This window comes from Novosphingobium subterraneum, assembly GCF_000807925.1.
GTDB classification, from domain to species: domain Bacteria; phylum Pseudomonadota; class Alphaproteobacteria; order Sphingomonadales; family Sphingomonadaceae; genus Novosphingobium; species Novosphingobium subterraneum.
On record NZ_JRVC01000018.1, the window covers coordinates 19906 to 41168 of the forward strand.

Annotated in this window: 17 protein-coding genes; 9 read left to right on the forward strand and 8 right to left on the reverse strand. The window is 64.1% G+C overall.

Annotated features, from left to right (window positions below):
- Window positions 1-6: 6 nt before the first annotated feature.
- The 4 genes from NJ75_RS16200 to NJ75_RS16215 form a co-directional block, all read right to left on the reverse strand.
- A complete protein-coding gene (locus NJ75_RS16200; RefSeq protein WP_039336362.1) occupies window positions 7-744 on the reverse strand; it encodes a response regulator in 738 nt (245 codons plus the stop codon).
- Between the two features lie 6 nt (window positions 745-750).
- Complete coding sequence (locus NJ75_RS16205) at window positions 751-1365, reverse strand: EF-hand domain-containing protein (protein WP_052242577.1); 615 nt, start codon at window positions 1363-1365, stop codon at window positions 751-753.
- A gap of 236 nt (window positions 1366-1601) precedes the next feature.
- Window positions 1602-1970 carry a VOC family protein gene (locus NJ75_RS16210; RefSeq protein ID WP_039336487.1) on the reverse strand — a complete coding sequence of 123 codons (369 nt, stop codon included), beginning with the start codon at window positions 1968-1970 and terminating at the stop codon, window positions 1602-1604.
- Window positions 1971-2025: 55 nt separating this feature from the next.
- Window positions 2026-3825, reverse strand: coding sequence for an aminopeptidase P family protein (locus tag NJ75_RS16215; RefSeq protein ID WP_039336489.1), 1800 nt, complete (start codon window positions 3823-3825; stop codon window positions 2026-2028).
- A gap of 62 nt (window positions 3826-3887) precedes the next feature.
- On the opposite strand from NJ75_RS16215, the gene NJ75_RS16220 reads away from it, so the two are divergent.
- From NJ75_RS16220 to NJ75_RS16260, 9 genes are all read left to right on the forward strand, one after another.
- A complete protein-coding gene (locus NJ75_RS16220) occupies window positions 3888-5978 on the forward strand; it encodes a S9 family peptidase (RefSeq protein ID WP_039336364.1) in 2091 nt (696 codons plus the stop codon).
- The gene (locus NJ75_RS16225; RefSeq protein WP_039336365.1) at window positions 5975-6370 is read left to right on the forward strand and encodes an acyl-CoA thioesterase; all 396 of its coding nucleotides are present in this window, start codon (window positions 5975-5977) and stop codon (window positions 6368-6370) included. The genes NJ75_RS16220 and NJ75_RS16225 overlap by 4 nt, the downstream gene beginning before the upstream one ends.
- Window positions 6371-6458: 88 nt before the next feature.
- On the forward strand, window positions 6459-7208 hold the full coding sequence (locus NJ75_RS16230) for a TonB family protein (RefSeq protein ID WP_236727172.1): 750 nt from the start codon (window positions 6459-6461) through the stop codon (window positions 7206-7208).
- A 201-nt stretch (window positions 7209-7409) separates the two neighbouring features.
- Window positions 7410-9770, forward strand: a complete 2361-nt coding sequence (locus NJ75_RS16235; protein WP_082013429.1) for a glycosyltransferase family 4 protein — start codon at window positions 7410-7412, stop codon at window positions 9768-9770.
- A gap of 31 nt (window positions 9771-9801) precedes the next feature.
- A complete protein-coding gene (locus NJ75_RS16240; RefSeq protein WP_236727173.1) occupies window positions 9802-11049 on the forward strand; it encodes a glycoside hydrolase family 130 protein in 1248 nt (415 codons plus the stop codon).
- A gap of 44 nt (window positions 11050-11093) precedes the next feature.
- Window positions 11094-12134: a mannose-1-phosphate guanylyltransferase gene (locus NJ75_RS16245; protein WP_039336372.1), complete on the forward strand. Its 1041-nt coding sequence runs from the start codon at window positions 11094-11096 to the stop codon at window positions 12132-12134.
- A complete protein-coding gene (locus tag NJ75_RS16250) occupies window positions 12131-12934 on the forward strand; it encodes a class I mannose-6-phosphate isomerase (protein WP_039336375.1) in 804 nt (267 codons plus the stop codon). The genes NJ75_RS16245 and NJ75_RS16250 overlap by 4 nt, the downstream gene beginning before the upstream one ends.
- A gap of 137 nt (window positions 12935-13071) precedes the next feature.
- Window positions 13072-15216, forward strand: a complete 2145-nt coding sequence (locus tag NJ75_RS16255) for a TonB-dependent receptor (protein ID WP_039336378.1) — start codon at window positions 13072-13074, stop codon at window positions 15214-15216.
- An 84-nt stretch (window positions 15217-15300) separates the two neighbouring features.
- Window positions 15301-16245, forward strand: a complete 945-nt coding sequence (locus NJ75_RS16260) for an alpha/beta hydrolase (protein ID WP_082013430.1) — start codon at window positions 15301-15303, stop codon at window positions 16243-16245.
- A gap of 283 nt (window positions 16246-16528) precedes the next feature.
- On the opposite strand, the gene NJ75_RS16265 is transcribed toward NJ75_RS16260, so the two are convergent.
- The 4 genes from NJ75_RS16265 to NJ75_RS16280 form a co-directional block, all read right to left on the reverse strand.
- On the reverse strand, window positions 16529-16885 hold the full coding sequence (locus NJ75_RS16265) for a hypothetical protein (protein ID WP_039336380.1): 357 nt from the start codon (window positions 16883-16885) through the stop codon (window positions 16529-16531).
- A gap of 106 nt (window positions 16886-16991) precedes the next feature.
- Entirely contained in the window at window positions 16992-18110 is a 1119-nt protein-coding gene (locus tag NJ75_RS16270) for an ATP phosphoribosyltransferase regulatory subunit (RefSeq protein ID WP_039336382.1), read from the reverse strand.
- Between the two features lie 86 nt (window positions 18111-18196).
- Window positions 18197-19783, reverse strand: a complete 1587-nt coding sequence (serA, locus tag NJ75_RS16275; RefSeq protein ID WP_039336384.1) for a phosphoglycerate dehydrogenase — start codon at window positions 19781-19783, stop codon at window positions 18197-18199.
- 174 nt (window positions 19784-19957) lie between these two features.
- Window positions 19958-21097: a phosphoserine transaminase gene (locus tag NJ75_RS16280; protein WP_039336386.1), complete on the reverse strand. Its 1140-nt coding sequence runs from the start codon at window positions 21095-21097 to the stop codon at window positions 19958-19960.
- Window positions 21098-21263: the final 166 nt, after the last annotated feature.

Consider the following 21263-nt stretch of genomic DNA (forward strand, 5'->3'; position numbering starts at 1 on the left):
GCCCGGTCAGCTTTCGTCCGAAGTGGCGGGACGCTTGCGCACCTCTGCGGCAAGCATGTACCCGCCGCCCCACACCGTCTGGATCAGTTGCGGGTTGCGGCTGTCGACCTCCACCTTGCGTCGCAGGCGCGAGATCTGGTTGTCGACAGCGCGGTCGAACAGATGCGCCTCGCGGCCCTGCACCATGTCGAGCAGCCGATCGCGATCGAGCACCTGTCGGGGGTGGTCGAGAAAGGCCATGAGCAGGCGGAACTCCGCCGAGGAAATGGCGACGACCGCGCCTTCGCTGTCGATCAGGCGGCGCTTCAATGGATCGAGCCGCCAGCCTTCGAATTCATAGATGACCGCGTCCGAGACCTCGCTCGACTGCTTGGTCGCGCGCCGCAGGACCGAGCGGATGCGAGCGACAAGTTCGCGCGGATCGAATGGTTTGACCACGTAGTCGTCGGCACCGATCTCCAGCCCGACGATGCGGTCGGTCGATTCGCCCTTGGCGGTGATGAAGATGACGGGCAGGCGCTTGGCCTCGACCAGATGGCGGCACAGCGAAAGGCCGTCCTCGCCCGGCATCATGATGTCGAGCAGCACGAGGTCGCAGCCTGCTTCGAGCAGGCGGCTGCGGGCTTCGGCGGCGGTGCCGGCCTGTGTCACGACAAACCCCTGCCGGACCAGATAGTCCGCCAGGGGTTCGCGCAGCGCAGGTTCGTCATCGACCAGGAGCAGTCGGATCGGCGCTTCGTTCATCGTGGATCAGTTAGCCTCAGGGGGCGGCGGAGGTCCATCACCCATCGCACCCATATGGCCGGCGTGCGGGCCCTTCATCTTGCCCATCATCGCCTTCATCGAAGCACGACGCTCTTCCGGCGTGATCTTGCCGTCCTTGTTGGCATCGGCCATGTCGAAGTGCGCCTTCACGCCAGCGTCGAATTCGGCGCGGGTGACGGTGCCGTCCTTGTTGGCGTCCGCCATCATGGCCATGCCGCCACCCATCATCATGCCCTTCATGCCGCCGTGGCCACGGCCACCATGACCGGCCTTGCGGTCACCATCGCGGCCTTCAGGCCCCTTCATCTGCTGGTGATGGGCAATGAATTCCTCGCGGCTGATCGAACCGTTCTTGTCGGTGTCGATCTCGGCGAACTTCTCGGCCCACTTGGCATTCTTGTCGGCCTGGTCGAGCTTGCCGTCCTTGTTGACGTCGAGCTTTACCCACATCTCGTCGGACTTGGCCTTGGCTTCAGCCCAGGTGATAGTCTTGTCGCCGTCGGCATCCATCTTCTGCGCAAAGGCAGGCGAGGCGGCGTAGAGCGCGAGCGAGGCCGTGGCCGTCACTGCAGCGGCAGCCGCAATCTGGAATTTCTTCATCGGTTAGTTCCCGTCAGTAGAGGGAGGAGACTGCGGCCACTGGCACTTGGCAAGGAGAGGGGGAGGGAGTGCCTTGCTCAGGGGGGACTGAAAACCAGCGACCGCAGTTCCTGTAGTCCTTATCTAGGCGCAGCTTGTCGCGCGACTATGCCGGGGACGCGGGTTTATTGTCGCAATTTGTCGCGCCTGCACCGGAGCGTTCATCCGCGTGCAAGCGCGGGCGGAAATGCCTGCGTTCAGCCCATCACGAAGGCGTTGAGCTTGTTGCCGTCGGGGTCGCGGAAGTAGGCGGCGTAGAAGCCACCACCGCGCAGTCCCGGCTGGCCCTCGCAAGTGCCGCCATGGGCAAGCGCAATGGCGTGGAGGCGCCCGACCTGTTCCTTGTCCTTGGCCTGTAGCGCGACCATGACGCCATTGCCCACCGTTGCGGGCTGCCCGTCGAAAGGCTTCATCGCCGCAATTCCGGCAGCGCCATCGGGCACGCCCCAGGCAATCCCGGTCTCGAACTCCATCATCCGGCCCACGCCCATTTCTGCAGCGATGGCATCATAGAACGCTGCGGCCTTGGCCAGGTCATTCGTGCCGACAGTGACGTATCCGATCATCGCATTGCTCCTCATCTTTGAGTCGATAAGGAACAATACGTGAACATATACCCTGTCACAAGGGCGCGCAGGCCGCTTCCAGCCAGATCAGATCGTCACCGGAAAGCTGCGGGGCGAGGACGTCGCGCACCTTGGCGTGGTAAGTGTCGAGCCACTCGCGCTCATCGGGTGAGAGGAGGGCGATATCCACCAGATCGCGGGCGATCGGGGCGAAGGTGAGCGTTTCAAAGCCGTAGAACTCGCCCTCGGCGCCGGGAATGTCGCGCTTTTCGACCAGCACGAGATTTTCGATGCGGATGCCGTATTCGCCGGTCTTGTAGTAGCCCGGTTCGTTCGAGAGGATCATGCCCGGCATGAGCGGCTGGCCGGTGCCCGCCTGCCCGCCGCTGGCCTTGGCAATGCGCTGCGGGCCTTCGTGGACGGCGAGGAAGCTGCCGACGCCGTGGCCGGTGCCATGGGCGTAGTCGAGGCCAGCGGACCACAGGAACTGCCGGGCGAAGCTGTCGAGCTGGCTGCCGGCGGTGCCTTTGGGGAACACGGCGCGGGCCAGCGCGATGTGGCCCTTGAGCACGCGGGTGAAGCGGTCCTTCACTTCCGCATGCGGCGCGTCAGGTCCGACCCAGACGGTGCGGGTGATGTCGGTGGTGCCATCAACGTACTGCCCGCCCGAATCGACGAGGTAGACGCTGTTCGGCTCGAGCGTACGGCTGGTCTCCTCGCTGACGCGATAGTGAACCACCGCACCGTTCGGCCCGGCGCCCGAAATGGTGTCGAACGAGAGGTCGCGGAGCAGCCCGCCCTCGGCGCGGAAGGCTTGCAGGCGGTCGGCTGCGGAAAGCTCGGTCACGGTGCCGTTGGGCGCTTCGACCTCGATCCAGCGCAGGAAGCGGGCAATGGCGGCGCCATCGCGGGCCTGTGCGGCGCGGTGGCCGGCTTGTTCCACCGGGTTCTTGATGGCCTTGGGCAGGACGACCGGATCGGTGACGGCAACGACTTGCGCACCGGCCCCTTCGAGCGCCTGGAAGATCGCGGCCACCGCCCGTTCGGGATCCACCGCCACCTTCCTGCCCTTGAGCGCCTGGAGCGCCGGGACGAAGGCCTCGCGCGGCTGGACGCGAACCGCGTTGCCGAGATGCGCCGTCAGTTCGGGCGTGACCTTTTCGGGCGCGATGAACAGGTCGGCGGTGCCATCGGCATTGGCGATGACGAAGGAGAGCGCCACGGGCGTGCGATCCACGTCCTCGCCGCGAATGTTGAGCAGCCAGGCCACCGAATCGAGCGCAGTGATGACCGCAGCGTCGAGCCCTTGCGATGCGAGCCACTCGGCCACATCGGCCCGCTTTTCCGTTGCCGACTTGCCGGCGTGTTCGGTGGCATGAGGCACGGCCGGAGCGAGCGAGGGCGCCGGCTGGTCCTGCCATACCGCGTCGACGGGGTTGTCTGTGACTGCCACCAGCGAGGCGCCGCGCGGTTCGAGTGCGGAGGCAACGCATTGCGCCCAGCTCTTGGCATGGAGCCAGGCATCGTAACCGATCTTCGCACCTTGCGGAGCATGTTTTCCGAGCCATTCCGCAACGCTGGTCTGCGGCACCGACTGGTACGACCACAGCTTGCCATCGACCTGATCGCGCACCTGCAGGGTATAGCGTCCGTCAACGAAGATCGCGGCTTCATCGGCCAGCACCACCGCCGTGCCCGCGGAGCCGCCGAAGCCGGTCAGCCATTCCAGCCGCTGGGCATAGGCGCCGACATATTCGCTCATATGTTCGTCAGAAATGGGGATGACGAAGCCGTCCAGCCCGTCCTTGGCAAGCTGCTTGCGCAAGGCGTCGAGGCGGGCTTCATGAGTTTGCATCAGCATGGGATCGGTCCTGAATGTGGGCGGCCCGCCTTGCGGGCATCATGCACGCAACATAGATGCGGGGGATGAGCATTGCCACACCTCCTGTCGCCGCCCGCATTCCGCACAGCTTTTCGCATCATGGCCTGACTGTCTCCGACGATTACGCCTGGCTGCGCGATCCCGGCTATCCCGAGGTCACCGACAAGGCCGTGCTCGCCCATCTCGAAGCCGAGAACGCCTGGTTCGAGGCTCGCATGGCCGAGCGCAAACCGGTCATCGACGCCCTGTTCAAGGAAATGCGCGCCCGCATCAAGGAAGCCGACAAGTCCGTGCCGCAGAAGGATGGCGACTTCCTCTACTGGATCGAGTTCGAGGAAGGCGCCGAATACAAGAAGTGGTGGCGCAGGCCGGTTGGCGCGCCCGACGATGGCAGCGCGGATGAACTGATTCTGGATGAAGTCGCTCTGGCGGAGGGCAAGGACTACTTCCGCCTTGGCGCGATTGCGGTGTCGAAGGACGGGACGAAGCTCGCCTGGTCGGTGGATGACAACGGCTCCGAACGCTTCACCGCCCGCATCAAGATCATCGCCACCGGGGAGGTCCTGCCCGACGAGATCCCCGGCACGCTTTCCGGTCTGATCTGGGTGAAGGACGACACCGGCCTCGTCTACAGCCTTGCCAACGAGAACTGGCGGACGGACAACGCGCGCCTGCACTGGATTGGCCAGCCCTTGGAGAACGATGTCGAACTCTATCACGAGGACGACGAGGGCTTCCGCGTGGGCGCGTCGCTTTCGGCCAACGAAAAGTGGCTGATCATTTCGACCGGCGATCACGAGACGGGCGAGGTGCGACTGGTTCCGGCGGACGATCCGCTTGCCGAACCCCTGCTGGTCAAACCCCGGCAGAAGGGCGTGGAGTACGATGTCGATGAGCGCGATGGCGTTCTCTATATCCACGCCAACGATACCCACGAGAACTTCCGCCTCGCCACCGCGCCGCTCGCGAACCCCGGCGAATGGACCACGCTGATCGAGGGAACGGACGATTTCTACCTTACCGGGTTCGACCTGTTCCGCGACTTCTACGTGACCGAAGGGCGAGTGCGCGGGTTGGACCGGATCGAGGTGCGCTATTACGACGATCCGTCTCGCATCGAACCGATCGAGTTTCCCGAAGCAAGCTACGAAGCGTCGCTTGGCGACAATCCCGAATGGGACATGAGCGTGCTGCGCGTCGGCTATGAATCGATGGTCAGCCCGGCGTCGTCCTATGACTATGACGTGGCCACCCGCAGCCTGACCCTGCTCAAGGTGCAGGAAATCCCGAGCGGGTACGATGCTTCTCTCTATGACACGGCGCGGCTGGAAATTGCGGCGCGCGATGGCACGATGGTCCCGGTCAGCGTGGTCTGGCGCAAGGACCGCGCGGCCATCAATGGCGAACAGGGCGGGCCGCTGCACCTCTATGGTTACGGCGCTTATGGCATCGCCATCGGGCCGGGCTTCTCGACCACGCGGCTGAGCCTTGTCGACCGCGGATTTGCCTATGCCATCGCGCATATCCGCGGCGGCGACGATCTTGGCCGCGCGTGGTACAAGGCGGGCAAGCTGGAAGCGCGGACCAATACCTTCAACGACTTCGTCGACGTCGCCAGGGGCCTGATCGAGCGTGGGTTCACGCAGGCTGGCAAGATCAGCATTTCCGGCGGTTCGGCCGGGGGTGAACTGATGGGCGCAGTGATCAATTCCGATCCAGACCTGTGGGGCGCGGTCGTGGCCCACGTGCCGTTCGTCGACGTGCTCAATACCATGCTTGACGAGGACCTGCCGCTGACACCGGGCGAGTGGCCTGAATGGGGCAACCCGATCGAGGACAAGGCGGCGTTCGAGCTGATCCAGTCGTACTCGCCCTATGATCAGGTCAAGCCGCAGGGCTATCCGCCGTTGATGGTGACTGCAGGCCTCAACGACCCGCGCGTGACCTATTGGGAGCCTGCCAAGTGGGTGGCGAAGCTGCGCGAGGTGAAGACCGACGGCAACGAGCTGATCCTCAAGACCAACATGGGCGCGGGCCATGGCGGCAAGTCGGGCCGGTTCGAATCCTTAAAGGAAACGGCGGAGGAGTTCGCCTTCATCCTGTGGCAGCTGGGGGTGGAGGCTTGAGCAACAGCCACACCCTCACCTTTACCGCAGGCCCCGAGCACATCGACGAGCTTGGCCATGTCAACAATGCGGTGTGGGTGAACTGGATTCAGGATATCGCCACCGCGCACTGGTCCGCGGTCGCCTCGCCCGAGCACCAACAGGCCTACGTCTGGGTCGTGACGCGGCACGAGATCGATTATCGCGGAAACATCGTTTCGGGCGAGAGCGTCACGGCCGAGACCTTCATTCCGGAACCGCCCACCGGCGCGAGGTTCGACCGGCGCGTGGATTTCCGCAACGCAGGCGGCAAGGTCATCGTCAGCGCGAAGACCACCTGGGCGATCATCGACCGCGCATCAGGCCGCATATTGCGCGTGCCGAAGGATGTTGCCGCGCCGTTCCTGCCATAGGGTTTCGTCCTGAGGCTTTCCATTCTGCCTGAATGGTTGCAACCATAGATGACCCGAATGCGTTTGGCCGCAGATGCAAGGGCAGTACGTGGATAGGACGATTGGCGCAGTCACGCCGTCAGGGCGCTATCGCGACCGCCAGCGCAGCGGGCGCGAGCGGCTTGCGCCCACCGTGCTCGCCGCATTGTTGCATATCGTTGTGCTGTGGGGTGTGATCCACGGTTTCGGCGGGGTCCCGGCCATGACCGATTTGGCCAAGGAGGCTTTCACCACCAGCACCTTCGATGTGCCGCTGGACGAGCCCAAGCCCACGCCCAGTCCGACCAGGCCCGAACCCGCTGGCGCTTCGGGGGAGGAGGGGAAGAAGGCCAAGCCCAAACCGGTGATCGCCAAGGCTCGCGTCCCTTCGCGCAAGGAGAATGCGCCACCGGTCGCCTCGACCGGCCAAGACGCGCGTTCGGGCGCAGCCGCGCAAGGGCAGGGGACCGGCGGCGGTGGTGAGGGCACGGGCACCGGCAGCGGCGCCAGCGGCAATGGTTCGGGTGGTGGTCTTGCCCGGAAGGCGGAAAAGATCGCCGGCGATATCCGCTCGACCCGTGACTACCCGGTCAGCAGCCAGCAGGAACGCATCGGCAAGCGCGTGGTTATCCTGCTGACGGTCGGCACGGACGGACGCGTATCGTCCTGCCGTGTCTACCGCGCGAGTGGCGTGCCCGAGGCCGATGCGACAACTTGCCGTCTTGCCACCGAGCGCTTCCGCTTTCGGCCTGCGCTTGATGCGGAAGGCAATCCGGTCACCTCCAGCTACGGCTGGGAACAGCGCTGGTTCGAACCATAATACTGCACTGCAACATAGCAGTTCTTATATCCTAAGTTATACAAATGGTTGGATAGAAGAACTTTTGCGGTAACCTGCGTTATTTCCGCGCTATTTTTGTTGCGTCGCAATGCAACCGGATTGCCCTCCCTGCGTTGGTTCATCGACAGTACAGCATCCGCGCCATGCGGTTTGCGACGAGCCTTCGGAAACCTGCACGCCATGACTCTCATCGAAAATGCCTTCGGCACCGGCGACGCTTCCGCTCCCGGAGTCCTCTCCTTCCTCCGTCGCGGCCAGAAAGCGCCCTGCCGCGTTGCGTTGATTGGGGGCTACACGCCGCGCAAGTGCGGCATCGCCACCTTTACCACCGATATCTACGAGCAGCTCCAGGCGCATCATTCGGACATCTCGGTCGATCTTCACGTCATCGACGATGCGCGTTCGCCGCTTGAATACGACGATGTGCGCGGGCTCATCCGTTCAGATCAGGTCGAGGACTATCGTGCCGCGGCGCGCCGCATGAACGAGGACGCGGTCGATGCGGTCTGGCTCCAGCACGAATACGGCATCTTCGGGGGTGCCGATGGCGATATGGTGCTCGAACTCGTCGACCGGGTTGCGGCGCCGCTGATCGTCACCCTGCATACGGTTCTTGCCCAGCCATCCGCGCATCAGCGCGAGGTGCTTGAACACATCCTCCGCCGCGCCTCTCGCGTCATGGTCATGTCGCAGCACTCGATGGGGCTGCTGCAGGATCTCTACCGCGTTGCTCCCGAACGCATCATGGTGATTCCGCATGGCGCGCCAGACCGTCCGTTCGGCCGTGGCGAGGCCTACAAGGCGCGCATCGGCCATGAGGGGCGGCGCGTTATGATGACGTTCGGCCTGCTCGGCCCAGGCAAGGGGCTTGAAACGGTCATCGAGGCGCTGCCGGCCATCGTGCAGAACCATCCCGATGTCGTCTATCGCATCGTTGGTGCCACCCATCCCAACCTCGTTGCCAGCGAAGGCGAGCGCTATCGCGAGAGCCTTGAGGCCCTCGCTCAGGATCTGGGTGTTGCCGCCAACATCGAGTGGGACAACCGCTTCCTCGATCTGGACGAACTGCTCGACCAGCTCGAGGCCTGCGACATCTACCTTACCCCATACCCCAACATGCAACAATCCACCTCGGGGACCCTCAGCTATGCCGTGGCATTGGGCAAGGCTGTGGTCTCGACCCCATATGTCCACGCCCGAGAACTCCTTGCCGATGGGGTGGGGGTTCTGGTCGATCCGCGCCGGGCCGATGTGATTGCAGCCGCTGTGAATCGCCTGCTTGATGATCCCGACGAACTGCATGCCGTGCAGAAGCGCGCTTGGGACAAGGGCCGCGAGACGATCTGGCCCCGCTTTGCCGGCGCCGCCCGCGAACTGGTCGAAAGCGTGGTGGTCCGACCTGATCGCACGACCCCGCTGCTGGCGACTCCGGGCTTCTCTGGCGTGACTGCGATGAGCGATGCCACCGGCATGCTGCAACACTCCATCCTGACAGTGCCCGACCGCCGTCATGGCTACTGCCTGGATGACAACGTGCGGGCACTGATGCTGATGGGTGTGGCCGACACCGTGCCCCTGGCAGAACGGCAACGCTGGGCCATGGTCTATGCCTCGTTCATCCAGCACGCCTGGAATCCCGACGCGCGCGCCTTTCGCAACTTCATGAACTTTGACCGGACCTGGTGTGAACCGATCGGATCGGCCGACAGCAATGGCCGAACGGTCTGGGCACTGGGCCGGGCCATGAACGATGCGCCGGACGCCGGGCTTCGGCACTGGGCAGCACAGTGGTTCGACATCGCGCTTGCTCCGGTTTGCACGATGGATGCCCCGCGCACGGTTGCGTTCGTGATGCTCGGCTGCATCGAGGCTTTGCGCGCCAACCCTGCACATGGCGAGGCGCTGGCCAGCCTTCGCCACGGCGCCGAGTTGCTTGCCAACCTTCTCAACGAAGCGCGTCGCCCCGATTGGGCTTGGTTCGAAGCCGTGCTCAGCTATGACAATCCGCGCCTTTCCCAGGCGCTGATCGGGGCCGGGCAGGTTCTGGAGCGAGCTGACTGGGTGGAATCCGGCCTGTCCTCGCTGCGTTTCATTGCGCGGCAGCAGGTTTCGGCGCAGGGGCACTTCCGCCCCGTGGGTTCGGAAACCTTCGGTCGGCCTTATGAGAACATGCCGTTCGACCAGCAGCCACTGGAAGCTTGGGCTGCGGTCGATGCGGCGGCGACCGCCTATGCCGCAACCGGTGATATTACATGGCTGCGTCATGCGGAAACCGCCTATCGCTGGTTCCTGGGCGGTAATGACCGCGGCGAGGTGCTTGGCGATATCGTGTCAGGCCGATGCCGCGATGGCGTGACCCCGCAAGGGGTCAACCTCAACTGCGGTGCGGAGTCCATCCTCGCGTTCCAACTTGCGCATTACGCCATGGTCGATATTGCGCGGCGCCCGGGTTCCGGAACGATCCGTCAGGAACCTATTCCGCCCCATGCCATTGCCATGAAGATCAACAGCAAGGGTACGCAACAGCTTGCGGGTGCTTGAACAACGACTTCATGCCGATCCCTCCAGGGTCGTGCTTCGTCCATTTCATCTTGGCTGGCAGGGGCCCGGCGGCTCTGGCGCGCGCGCTCGCAAGCTAGTCGCCGATGTCCTTTCGCTTGGCCACAAGGAGGCAGACGAGGAGTACGCGCGCGTGCTCCACGATTTCGAGGAGCGTCACTGGCAGACCGAACAGCTTTTCGAGGAGCGCTATCGCCAGATGGAGGCGGTGCTCAACTTCGATGGTTCGGAACTGTCGATCCGCCGCAAGCGGCTCATCGGTGCCTACTTCTGCCACGAATACACTTATGCCGCTGCGGCCCTGATGAACCCGAGCATCGTGCCGCATCCCGACCAGTCGGGCATGACCGACGGCGCAGTCCGGTTCGTGATGAGCCTGCGTGCCGTGGGCGAGGGGCACATCAGTTCGATCGTCTTCCGGGAAGGCATTGCCCTTCCCGACGGCGCTTTCGAACTCTGGCCGCAGAGCCATTTTGCAACAGCCATGCTGCCGGACGACAGCCTGACGGTGTGCCAAGGGGCCGATTGCGCCGTCACGTTGCATCGGCACTCAGAAAGCACGCTTTCCAACAGCGTGATCTTTCCTGTGACCGAACAGCAACGCGGCGGCCTGGAAGACCTCCGCCTTGTCCGCTTTGACCATGGCGGTGGGGATTACGAGTGGATCGGCACTTACACTGCCTATTCCGGAGCAGATATCAGGTCCGAATTGCTGCGCACGCGGGATTTCCGGTCCTTCCTGCTTGAACCCATCGTCGGGCGCGCCGGTCGGAACAAGGGCATGGCGCTGTTTCCGCAGAAGGTGGGCGGGCAATATTGCATGGTCGGCCGGCAGGACGGCAAGAACCTGTTCCTGCTCCGCTCGGACAGCCTGGAGCGCTGGGACGATGATGGCGTGCTGCTGATGGAGCCGGAATTCCCTTGGGAATTCGTGCAGATCGGCAACTGCGGCAGCCCGATACTGACCGACCACGGCTGGCTGTTGCTGACGCACGGTGTGGGCGCGATGCGCAAGTACGCGTTGGGCTGCGCCTTGCTCGATCGTGATGACCCTTCGAAAGTCATCGCGCGCTCAAGCAAGCCATTGCTGACAGCCATTGATGCCGATCGCTTCGGGTATGTTCCCAACGTAGTCTATACTTGCGGTGCGCTGCTGGTCGAGGATCAGTTGCTTGTGCCATATGGCATATCCGACAGCGCCGTTGGCTTCGCTACGACATCGGTTGGCGAGATGCTGGCAAGAATGGATGCAACTCGCTAGAACAGTGCTTCGCTGCGCTGCAGCAAGTCAGATCAAGGCAACACATGACCAATACAGTTCCCGTGATCCTGTGCGGCGGTAGCGGCACCCGTCTTTGGCCGCGCTCGCGCAAGGCGCGGCCAAAGCCATTCCTTCCGCTAGTAGGCGACGAGACGCTGTTTCGCGCAACCGTCCTGCGCTGCCCGGTGGGGGAAGGCTTTGGCAATCCTGTCGTCGTGACCGGTGCCGCCCATCTCGATCATGTCGAGCAGCAGTTGCCTGATCCTGCCAATACCCGCATCATTGTCGAGCCGGAAGCGCGCAACACTGCGGCGGCGATCGCGCTTGCCGCGCTGACCCTGCCGGAAGACGCGATCATGCTGGTCTGCCCCAGCGACCATCATATCGGTGATTGCGATGCCTTCCGGGCCTCCGCGCACAAGGCGGCGGCACTGGCGCAGGATGGCTGGCTCGTTTCCTTCGGCATCGTGCCCACTGCGCCCGAGACCGGTTTCGGTTATCTCAAGCAGGGGGAAGCGATCGACGGCACCGGCGGTCGCCGCGTCGAGCGCTTCGTCGAAAAGCCCGATCTGGCCCGCGCGATCGAGTTCCTCGGCAGCGGCGAGTATGCCTGGAACGGGGGCATATTCGCATTCAGGGTCGGCACGTTCCTCGAGGAACTCGGCCGGCATCGGCCCGACATTCTGTCGGCCGTGCGCGAGGCCGTGGCCAAAGGGCGGGAAGATGGCATGCGTTTTCATCCCGATCACGAAGCCTTTGCCAAGGTGCCCAGCGAATCCGTCGACTATGCCGTCATGGAAAACACTTCGCGCGCAGCGATGGTCCCGGCTGAGATGGCATGGTCTGACATCGGCAACTGGCAGGCCCTGCACGAAGCGCAGGATCGCGATGAATCGGGCAATGCCGTCCGCGGTCGGGCGGAACTGAAGGATTGCAGCAACGTACTCGTTATGAGTGATGGCCCCCGCGTTTCGGTGGTGGGCGCGTCGAACCTCATGATCGTCGTCGATGGCGACGAAGTCCTCGTCTGCACGCCGGAAGGTGCGCAAGGCGTGGGCAAACTTTCCGGAGCTGCGAACCAGTGAAATTGCTGCCGAGGCGGATAGTCGAAAAACCTTGGGGAAAGAACGATCTGCCCCCGCCTTTCGAATCCTACTCGGGCAAGAGCATTGGCGAAATCTGGTTCGAGCCGCCGCCCGAACTGCCATCGGTCCTGATCAAGTACATCTTCACCAGCGACAAGCTTTCGGTGCAGGTGCATCCCAGCGACGCGCAGGCGAGGGCGCTGGGCGAGCAGGATCGCGGCAAGGAGGAATGCTGGCTGATCCTTGATGCCGAGCCGGGCGCGAAGCTGGGCATCGGCTTTGGCCAGCATCTGGATGGCGAAGCGCTGCGCACAGCAGCGCTCGATGGCAGCATCGAAGAGCTGATGGACTGGTATCCGGTTCAGCGCGGGGACTTCTTCTATATTCCCGCCGGCACAGTGCACGCGATCGGGGCGGGTATAAGCCTGATCGAAATCCAGCAGAACAGCGACATCACCTATCGTTTCTACGACTATGGCCGACCTCGCGAATTGCACCTTGAGCAGAGCGTTGCGGTTGCACGGGGCGAGCCGCACGACCCCTCGCTGCGGCGCCACGGTGTTCTGTCGAAACCGGGCAAGCTGGCCAGCGGCAAGTATTTCCGTGCCGATTGCGTGATTGGCGAGCCTGCGGCCGATGTGCAAAATGCGTATGACGGTCCATGCCTTGTCATCCCGGTCGATGCCGCCGTTGCGGTAGCGGGCGAGGCAGTGGACGTGGGTCATTGCGCCCTTGCCGCTGCTGCCGCCGACGTGGCGTTCTCTGCATCCGGCACCTGCCTGCTCGTCCGACCGGCCTAGCGTTCTCGTTCTTCCTTGGAAAAAGGGCGGCGGATTCATGTAATGTTATGTTGTAACATGCGTGCGGCGCCTGTATGGAGCCGTCAACGCCGCAGCCCGAAGGGCGGGTGGCCAGTCGCATTCAGCAAGGACATTCCATGCGTCTTTCTGCTCTCTTCCTCAGCGCTTCACCGATTTGCGCTGTTGCATTCGCCGTCCCCGCCGTGGCGCAGCAGGCTTCTGCTCCTGCAACTGATGACCAGGCAGACGGGCACACTCAGCCGTCGATCCAGATCGTCGTCAGCGCCCCGTTCGAACGCAAGCGCGACGATGTGGCGTCGGCAGTAACCGTCCTTCAGGGTGACGATCTGCAGTTGCAGCAGCGCTCGACCATCGGGGAGACGCTGGCCCGCCAGCCGGGTGTGTCCTCCACCTTCTTTGGCCCCAATGCTTCGCGCCCGATCCTGCGCGGGCTGGATTCCGAGCGGGTGCGCGTGCTGACCGACGGGATCGGCAGCTTCGACGTGTCGAACACATCGGTCGACCATGCCGTGGCGGTCAATCCGCTGCTGGCCGACCGCATCGAGATCCTGCGCGGCCCGGCTGCGCTGCTCTATGGATCGGGCGCGATCGGTGGCGTGGTCAACATGCGCGATCTGCGCATCCCGCGCGAAGTGCCCCAGTCAGGACCGCACGTCGACGCCGTGGCCGGCCTCGCCTCGGCAGCCGACGAGCGCAATGTCGCAGCCTCGGTAAACGCGCCGCTGGGTGGCGGGTTCGTGGCGCATCTGGACGGCAGCTTCTTTGAATCGGGCAATTACCGCACCGGTGGCTTCGTGTTCAGCAAGGATCTGCGTGAGGAAGCGGCGGAAGAGGGTGGCGAGGTGGCCGATGAGGCGCAGGCGCGGGGGCGGCTCGAGAACACGTCCGCGCGCACCTGGGACGTGGCCGGTGGTCTCGGATGGGTCGGCAGCAATGGTGCGAACTTCGGCTTTGCCGTCAGCCATCTCGAAAATCGCTACGGCATTCCCAACAGCCTTGAAACCCACCACGACGATCACGGCGAAGAAGGGGGTGTCACGGCGCTGGCCGAAGACGACCACGAGGGCCACGGCCATGAGGACATCACCCTCGACATGCGGCAGACCCGCGTCGACGTGCGCGGCGCAGTGCCGCTGGGCGGCGCGTTCAAGGAGCTGAAGGTGCGCGGCGGGTGGGCTGACTATCGCCACGACGAGATCGAATCGACCGGGGAAATCGGCACCAGCTTCTTCAACAGGAGCTGGGAAGCGCGCGCCGAACTGGTGCAGGCACAGCGCAACGGCTGGCAGGGTGCCAGTGGCCTCCAGTACTTCAGCCGCAATTTCAATGCCGTGGGCGAAGAGGCCTATATTCCCGCCAACGAGACACGGCAGATCGGCCTGTTCACCCTTCAGGAGTTCGACCTCGGCGTCGCAAAGCTGGAAGCGGGGGCGCGCTACGAGCATGCGACCGTCAGGTCCGCTGCAATCGGGCGGGAGAGGACGTTCGATTCGGTCTCGCTCTCGCTGGGCGGTTCGGTCGATCTCGGCAGTGGCTTCCGCCTTGCCCTGAGCGGGGCCCGCAGCGAACGCGCGCCTTCCGCCGAAGAACTGTTCGCCAACGGCGCCCACGCGGCCACCCGCGCCTTCGAGATCGGCAATCCCGATTTCCGCAAGGAACGGCAGATCGGCGGCGAAGCGGTGCTGCGCGGACGCGGCGAAGGCTGGCGCGTCGAGCTTTCCGCCTTCATCAACCGCTTCGACAACTACATCTTCCTCAACCCCACGGGCGAGGAAGAGGACGAACTGCCGGTGTTCCAGTATGCTCAGGCCGACGCCCGCTTCTATGGCTTCGAGGCCGAAGGCGCGGTTACCGTGGCTCAGGCGGGCGATACCCGCTTCGAACTGACCGGCCTTGTCGATTACACCCGCGCCGATGTGCTGGGCGCCAATGGTCAACAGGGCGGGGCCGTGCCGCGCATTCCGCCGCTGCGCCTGATCGGCGGACTGGAAGCCAGTGGCAGCGTTATCGGTGGGCGCGTCGAGGTGGAGCATGCCACGGCGCAGCGCCGCATTGCTGCCTTCGAAACCGAAACGCCGGCCTGGACCATGGTCAACGCGAGCGTTTCGTGGAAGCCGTTTGGCGCGCAATCGCAGACCACGCTGATGCTGCAGGCCAACAACATCTTCGATGTGGAAGCGCGCCGCCACACCAGCTTCCTTAAGGATGTCGCCCCGCTGTTCGGGCGAGACATTCGCTTGAGCGCCCGCTTCAGCTTCTGATCACCTGCTGAATCTGGAGGTTCATCGCAGATAAAGCCGTGGCCCATCAGTTTTCTCAGCAAGGGAAAACGGTGAGGTCACGGCATGAAGCGGATAGCACTCGCAGGCGCGGCGGCGCTGGTCATTCTCGGCGCAGGGTTGGCGGAAGCCCGCCCTGGCGAGCGTTTGCGCGAACGCATTGCCAAGCGCATGGAGCAGCGTGCCGAAGGCTCTGCCAAGCGTGAGCGTGCGCCGGGCGCGCAGACTTTCGCCTACGGCTCTGATCCCCTGCAGGTCATGGACTTCTGGGCTCCTGCTACCATTGACATCGCGCCCAAGCCCAAGGTCCCGCTGGTGCTCTACGTCCACGGCGGCGGGTGGAAGCGCGGGAGCAAGGACACCGCGATGGGCAATGCCTTGCCCGGCCACTTGCGCGATCAGGGCTATGCCTTTGCCTCGATCAACTACCGCCTCGTGCCCGATGCCACGGTCGAGCAGCAGGCGAGCGACGTGGCGCAGGCGCTGGCCTATTTGCTGGCCCGCGCCGACAAGCTGAACATCGATCGCAGCAAGGTCGTCATCACCGGCCACAGCGCGGGCGCACACCTCGTCGCGCTGGTCGGGACGGACGAGCAATACTTGCGCAAGGCGGGCCTGTCCTTCGCCGACATCGACGGCGTGATGCCCAACGATGGCGCGGCCTATGACGTGCCCAGGCAGATGGAGCAGGCCGGCCGCCTGATGGCCGATACCTACAAACAGGCCTTCGGCACCGACCCCGCGCGCCAGAAGGCGCTATCCCCGGTGTTCCACGCCGCCGCCCCCAACGCCCCGCGCTTCCTCCTCCTCCACGTCCAGCGCAAGGACGGCGTGGCACAGGCGCAGGAACTCGGCGAAGCGCTGAAGAAGGCGGGCGTGAACGTCGAATACGGCAGCTTCCCCGGCACCGGCCTGCAAGGCCACGCCGAAATCAACCGCAAGCTGGGTGAGCCGGGCTACCCTGCGACGCCGGTGATGGATGCGTGGTTGAAGGGGGTGTTTGGGGGGTGAGACAAAATCCTCCCCGGTTTTGCGAAGCACAAATGGGGAGGGGGACCGCCCGAAGGATGGTGGAGGGGGAAAGAAGCCCCTCCGTCATTCGCTGCAGCGAATGCCACCTCCCCGTTTGTCCTTCGGAAGAACAGGGAGGACTGGGTCGTCGCCCCGTGCTCGACACGGGGGTCTGGCTTCTCCTTGCGGCCCAGCGCTGAAGAAGAAAAGCCAAGTCCCGGATCAAGTCCGGGACGACGGGTTTTGGGGTCGTGATGTTGTTGCTTGGATAGCAGGAACGGGGTTAGGCGCTGTCCTGATCTTCAACGATGATCCACGTCCACAGTCGCGCCCCTTCAATTGGGAAAACTACCCGCAGCGCGTTGGTCAGCATTGCAACTTTCGTCTCTGACAGGAGATTTTGACTCCTTTGGAAAAAGAGACGCTGTTGCGGATCTGATGGTTCATCCGGCTGTTCGGTAAAAGTCCAACCATCCCTTTCCATTGCCTCGACCGCAGCCGCGACATGCTGTGGAGGAACATCAATCCTCAATTGAACGGTTCGTTCGACGGACGGGCTTAGGCTTTCCTCATCCGCAGAAGTCCAGTAAATCCCATCCGGATCAAGAACCCGTTCAAGTGTGTCGCTAAAGCTGCTCATACCACTTTTATGCAAGGGATGCGCAGTTGGTTCAATGTCTGCGATGGCGTCGGTCCGGAACGGCCGCTTCCAGTGCAGAATGAAGCGAAACTTGCCGTTCGCTACCTCAAACCTTCTCTGGCCCTATAGCGCCCAGCACATGCGTGCACCCCAGCGCCTGCGCACTGTCCGCATCACTGAGCGCTGCAACGGTGCGCCAACCGATCGAGCGCAACCGCGCCGCCTCGGCACGGTCATGCCCCAACGGCAGGAACACGCGGTCCTCTGGTGTTTCGCTCGCCGAGAGCAGATCGATCAGCGCGTCGGGGTAGAGCGAGAAGCCGGTCGCCGCTTCATCCTTGCCATTGCCTGCAATGCGATAGGTGCCGCCGCGACCGACCGGTCCGCGCGCGCCTTCGGCGTAGAGGGTGAAGCCGAACCAGGTCTGGTATTCGAAGCCGTGGCGCTCGCTGGGGTCGAGCGTCAGCCGCGCCGCGCCGTTCAGGCTCGCGGCGATCTGCCTGAGCGCCGCGATGCGCGAGGCGAGCGCGCCGCCGGCATCGATGGCCGAGAGCTTCTCGATGGCACTATCGAATTCGCCGGTGGCGTAGAGCAGCGGCACATAGGCCTCGCCGCCCACATCGCGCAGGCCGCCCGCATCCTTGGTGTCGAGTTCGCGCCGCACCGCCTCGATCTGTTCGGGCGCAAGCGGGAAGGCCTTGGCGGCGAGCGTATCGACCAGATCGGGCAGGGTGAAATCGACGCTGACGCCGCGTGCGCCGGCCGCCTGCAGGGCCTCGACCGCGATGGAGACGATCTCGGTCGCCGCTGCCAGATTGTCCGCACCGACCAGCTCCGCGCCGCACTGCAGCTTCTCGCGCGCGGGGTTAAGTCCGTCGCTCTTGATGGTCAGCACTTGCCCTGCATACATCAGCCGCAATGGCCGCGCCGCTTCGGCCAGCCGCGTCTGCGCAATGCGGCCGATCTGCGGGGTGTGGTCCGAACGCAAACCCATCATCCGCAGGCTCGACGGATCGGTGAAGCGGAACATGCGGCGTGATTGAATGCCCGCCATCCGGGCGGCGAGGCTTTTTTCGAACTCGATCATCGGCGGCAGCACGCGGTCATAGCCGTGGCCGTGCATCACGTCCTGAATGCTGCGCATCACGCGCGTGGTGGTCGCCGCCTCGGCAGGCAGGCGGTCCTCAAGCCCCTCGGGCAGCAAGCTGGAATCGACGTCGGTCATGGTTGCGGCGCTTAGCGGCTAGGTAGCCAAAAGCAAAGGGCGGGCGCATCGCTGCACCCGCCCCTCGATTTCACGCTGACGCTGGATCAGACGAAGTTCAGCGCCTTGACCACGCGTACGCCTTCGATGTCGCAGGCCTGCTTGAGCACGTCCTGCGGGACCGGGCTGTCGAGCGAGAGCAGCAGCACGGCTTCACCGCCGGCTTCGCGACGGCCGAGGTGGAAGGTGCCGATGTTGATGTCCGACTGGCCGAGCAGCGTGCCGATGCGGCCGATGAAGCCGGGCGCGTCGGAATTGACGATGTAGAGCATGTCGCCGTCGAGATCGGCCTCGATGCCGATGCCGAAGATCTCGACGAGGCGCGGCTGGCCGTTGCCGAACAGCGTGCCCGCAACCGACCGCTCGCCCTGGCTGGTGCTGACGGTGACGCGAACCAGCGTGCGGTATTCGCCTTCGCGATCGTGGCGCACTTCGCGCACGTCGAGCCCGCGCTCCTTGGCGAGGAACGGCGCGTTGACCATGTTCACGCTCTGCGAATACTGGCTCATCAGGCCGGCAAGGACCGCCGCCGTGATCGGCTTCTGGTTGAGCTGCGCGGCAGCACCTTCAACCTCGATGGCGATCTTGGTCAGGTTGTCGTGCGCGAGCTGGCCCACCAGCTTGCCGAGCTTTTCCGCCAGCGCCATGTAGGGCTTGAGCTTCGGCGCTTCCTCGGCCGAGAGCGAGGGCATGTTGAGCGCGTTGGTGACGCCGCCCGTCACGAGGAAATCGGCCATCTGCTCGGCCACCTGAAGGGCGACGTTGACCTGCGCTTCGGTCGTGCTCGCGCCGAGGTGCGGGGTGCAGATGAAGTTCGGGGTGCCGAACAGCGGCGATTCCTTGGCGGGTTCGGTTTCGAACACGTCGAGCGCGGCGCCTGCGACCTGGCCCGAATCCAGAGCATCCTTGAGTGCGGCTTCATCGATCAGGCCGCCACGCGCGCAGTTGATGATGCGCACGCCCTTCTTGCACTTGGCGAGGTTCTCGCGGCTGAGGATGTTGCGGGTCTGGTCGGTCAGCGGCGTGTGCAGCGTGATGAAGTCCGCCTTGGCCAGCAGCGTGTCGAGGTCGGCCTTTTCGACGCCCATTTCCACGGCGCGCTCGGGCGTCAGGAAGGGGTCGAAGGCGACAACCTTCATCTTGAGGCCAAGCGCGCGGCTGGCAACGATCGAGCCGATGTTGCCAGCGCCGATCAGGCCCAATGTCTTGCCGGTGACTTCAACGCCCATGAAGCCGTTCTTCGGCCACAGGCCAGCTTGCGTCTGCGCGTTGGCTTCCGGGATCTGGCGGGCCAGTGCGAACATCATCGCGATGGCGTGTTCGGCGGTGGTGATCGAGTTGCCGAACGGGGTGTTCATCACCACCACGCCCTTCGAGGAGGCGTAGGGGATGTCGACGTTGTCGACGCCGATGCCGGCGCGGCCGATGACCTTGAGGTTGGTGGCGGCATCGAGGATCGCCTTGGTCACCTTGGTCGAGGAACGGATGGCGAGGCCATCGTATTCGCCGATGCGGGCGATCAGCTGTTCCGGGGTTTCGCCGGTGATCACGTCGACGTCGCAGCCCATCTCGGTGAAGATGCGGGCGGCGTTGGGATCCATCTTGTCGGAAATGAGAACCTTGGGCTTGGTCATGTTTCGATCCAATCCATGAGAATGAGACACCGTCATGCTGAACTCGTTTCAGCATCCATCCCTCGGCCCGAAATGTCGGTTGAGGGGGAGAGATGGACCCTGAACCAAGGACAGGGTGACGACTGGAAGAACGGGAAGGTCTTGGCGCTACCCTGCAGCAGCGCCAAGCCTTGATCAGGCCGCAGCCAGTTCGGCCTTGGTCGTCTCGTAGGCCCAGTCGAGCCACGGGCCGAGATCGGCGATGTCCTCGGCATTGACGGTCGCGCCGCACCAGATGCGAAGGCCCGCCGGGGCATCGCGGTAACCGGCGATGTCATAGGCCGCGCCCTGCTTTTCGAGCAGGCCTGCAAACCTCTTGATGAAGTCTGCGTCCGCGCCTTCGACCGAGAGGCAGACCGAGGTCTTCGACCGCGTCGCTTCGTCAGCGGCCAGATGCGAGAGCCACGAACGCTCTTCGACGATCTTGTTGAGCGCTGCCGCATTGGCATCGCTGCGCGCTTGGAGGCCCTTCAGCCCACCCAGACCCTTGGCCCACTCGAGCGCGAAGATCGCGTCTTCGACGGCGAGCATCGAGGGGGTGTTGATCGTCTCGCCCTTGAACACGCCCTCGGCCAGCTTGCCCTTTGAAACAAGGCGGAACACCTTCGGCAGCGGCCATGCAGGGGTGTAGGTTTCGAGCCGTTCGACCGCGCGGGGCCCCAGGATCAGCACGCCGTGGCCGCCTTCGCCACCAAGGACCTTCTGCCAGGAGAAGGTGGCAACGTCGATCTTCGACCAGTCGATGTCGTAGGCGAAGACAGCCGAAGTTGCGTCGGCGAACGAGAGGCCTTCGCGGGTTTCCGGGATGAAATCGGCGTTCGGCACGCGCACGCCCGAGGTGGTGCCGTTCCAGGTGAACAGCACGTCGTTCGACCAGTCGATCGCGTTCAGATCGGGGATCTGGCCATAGTCGGCGCGCAGGATCGTGGGATCGAGCTTGAGCTGCTTGGCGGCATCGGTGACCCAACCTTCACCGAATGATTCCCATGCCAGCGTGGTGACGGGGCGGGCGCCCAGCATCGTCCACATCGCCATTTCGAAAGCGCCGGTGTCAGACCCCGGAACGATGCCGATGCGGTGCGTATCGGGCAGCTGCAGCACTTCGCGCATCAGGTCGATGCAATACTGCAGGCGCGTCTTGCCGATCTTGGCGCGGTGTGACCGGCCGAGCGATTCGGTGCTGAGCTTTTCGGGGGAGTATCCGGGCGGCTTTGCGCAGGGACCGGACGAGAAGAAGGGGCGCGCAGGCTTGCGAGCCGGAATCGTAGCAGACATTGTAGTCTCTCCTTGCAGAGAGCACGCGCGGCGTTGGGACCGCGTGGCCCGCCGGCCGCTCTAGTGGCGCGTGAGCGAATGTCAAACCATTCCGTTTCCAACTCTCCTGAACTCTGGGGCAAGTTTCCCCCAACTCACCCCCAACTCTCCGGGGCAAAGGGCCAAC

Excerpts from the sequence above, each read along its gene's own strand:
- NJ75_RS16200 (WP_039336362.1), bottom strand. The coding sequence starts at position 744 with ATGAACGAAGCGCCGATCCGACTGCTCCTGGTCGATGACGAACCTGCG.
- NJ75_RS16205 (WP_052242577.1), bottom strand. The coding sequence starts at position 1,365 with ATGAAGAAATTCCAGATTGCGGCTGCCGCTGCAGTGACGGCCACGGCC.
- NJ75_RS16210 (WP_039336487.1), bottom strand. The coding sequence starts at position 1,970 with ATGATCGGATACGTCACTGTCGGCACGAATGACCTGGCCAAGGCCGCA.
- NJ75_RS16215 (WP_039336489.1), bottom strand. The coding sequence starts at position 3,825 with ATGCAAACTCATGAAGCCCGCCTCGACGCCTTGCGCAAGCAGCTTGCC.
- NJ75_RS16220 (WP_039336364.1), top strand. The coding sequence starts at position 3,888 with ATGCGGGGGATGAGCATTGCCACACCTCCTGTCGCCGCCCGCATTCCG.
- NJ75_RS16235 (WP_082013429.1), top strand. The coding sequence starts at position 7,410 with ATGACTCTCATCGAAAATGCCTTCGGCACCGGCGACGCTTCCGCTCCC.
- NJ75_RS16245 (WP_039336372.1), top strand. The coding sequence starts at position 11,094 with ATGACCAATACAGTTCCCGTGATCCTGTGCGGCGGTAGCGGCACCCGT.
- NJ75_RS16255 (WP_039336378.1), top strand. The coding sequence starts at position 13,072 with ATGCGTCTTTCTGCTCTCTTCCTCAGCGCTTCACCGATTTGCGCTGTT.
- NJ75_RS16260 (WP_082013430.1), top strand. The coding sequence starts at position 15,301 with ATGAAGCGGATAGCACTCGCAGGCGCGGCGGCGCTGGTCATTCTCGGC.
- NJ75_RS16265 (WP_039336380.1), bottom strand. The coding sequence starts at position 16,885 with ATGAGCAGCTTTAGCGACACACTTGAACGGGTTCTTGATCCGGATGGG.
- NJ75_RS16270 (WP_039336382.1), bottom strand. The coding sequence starts at position 18,110 with ATGACCGACGTCGATTCCAGCTTGCTGCCCGAGGGGCTTGAGGACCGC.
- serA (WP_039336384.1), bottom strand. The coding sequence starts at position 19,783 with ATGACCAAGCCCAAGGTTCTCATTTCCGACAAGATGGATCCCAACGCC.
- NJ75_RS16280 (WP_039336386.1), bottom strand. The coding sequence starts at position 21,097 with ATGTCTGCTACGATTCCGGCTCGCAAGCCTGCGCGCCCCTTCTTCTCG.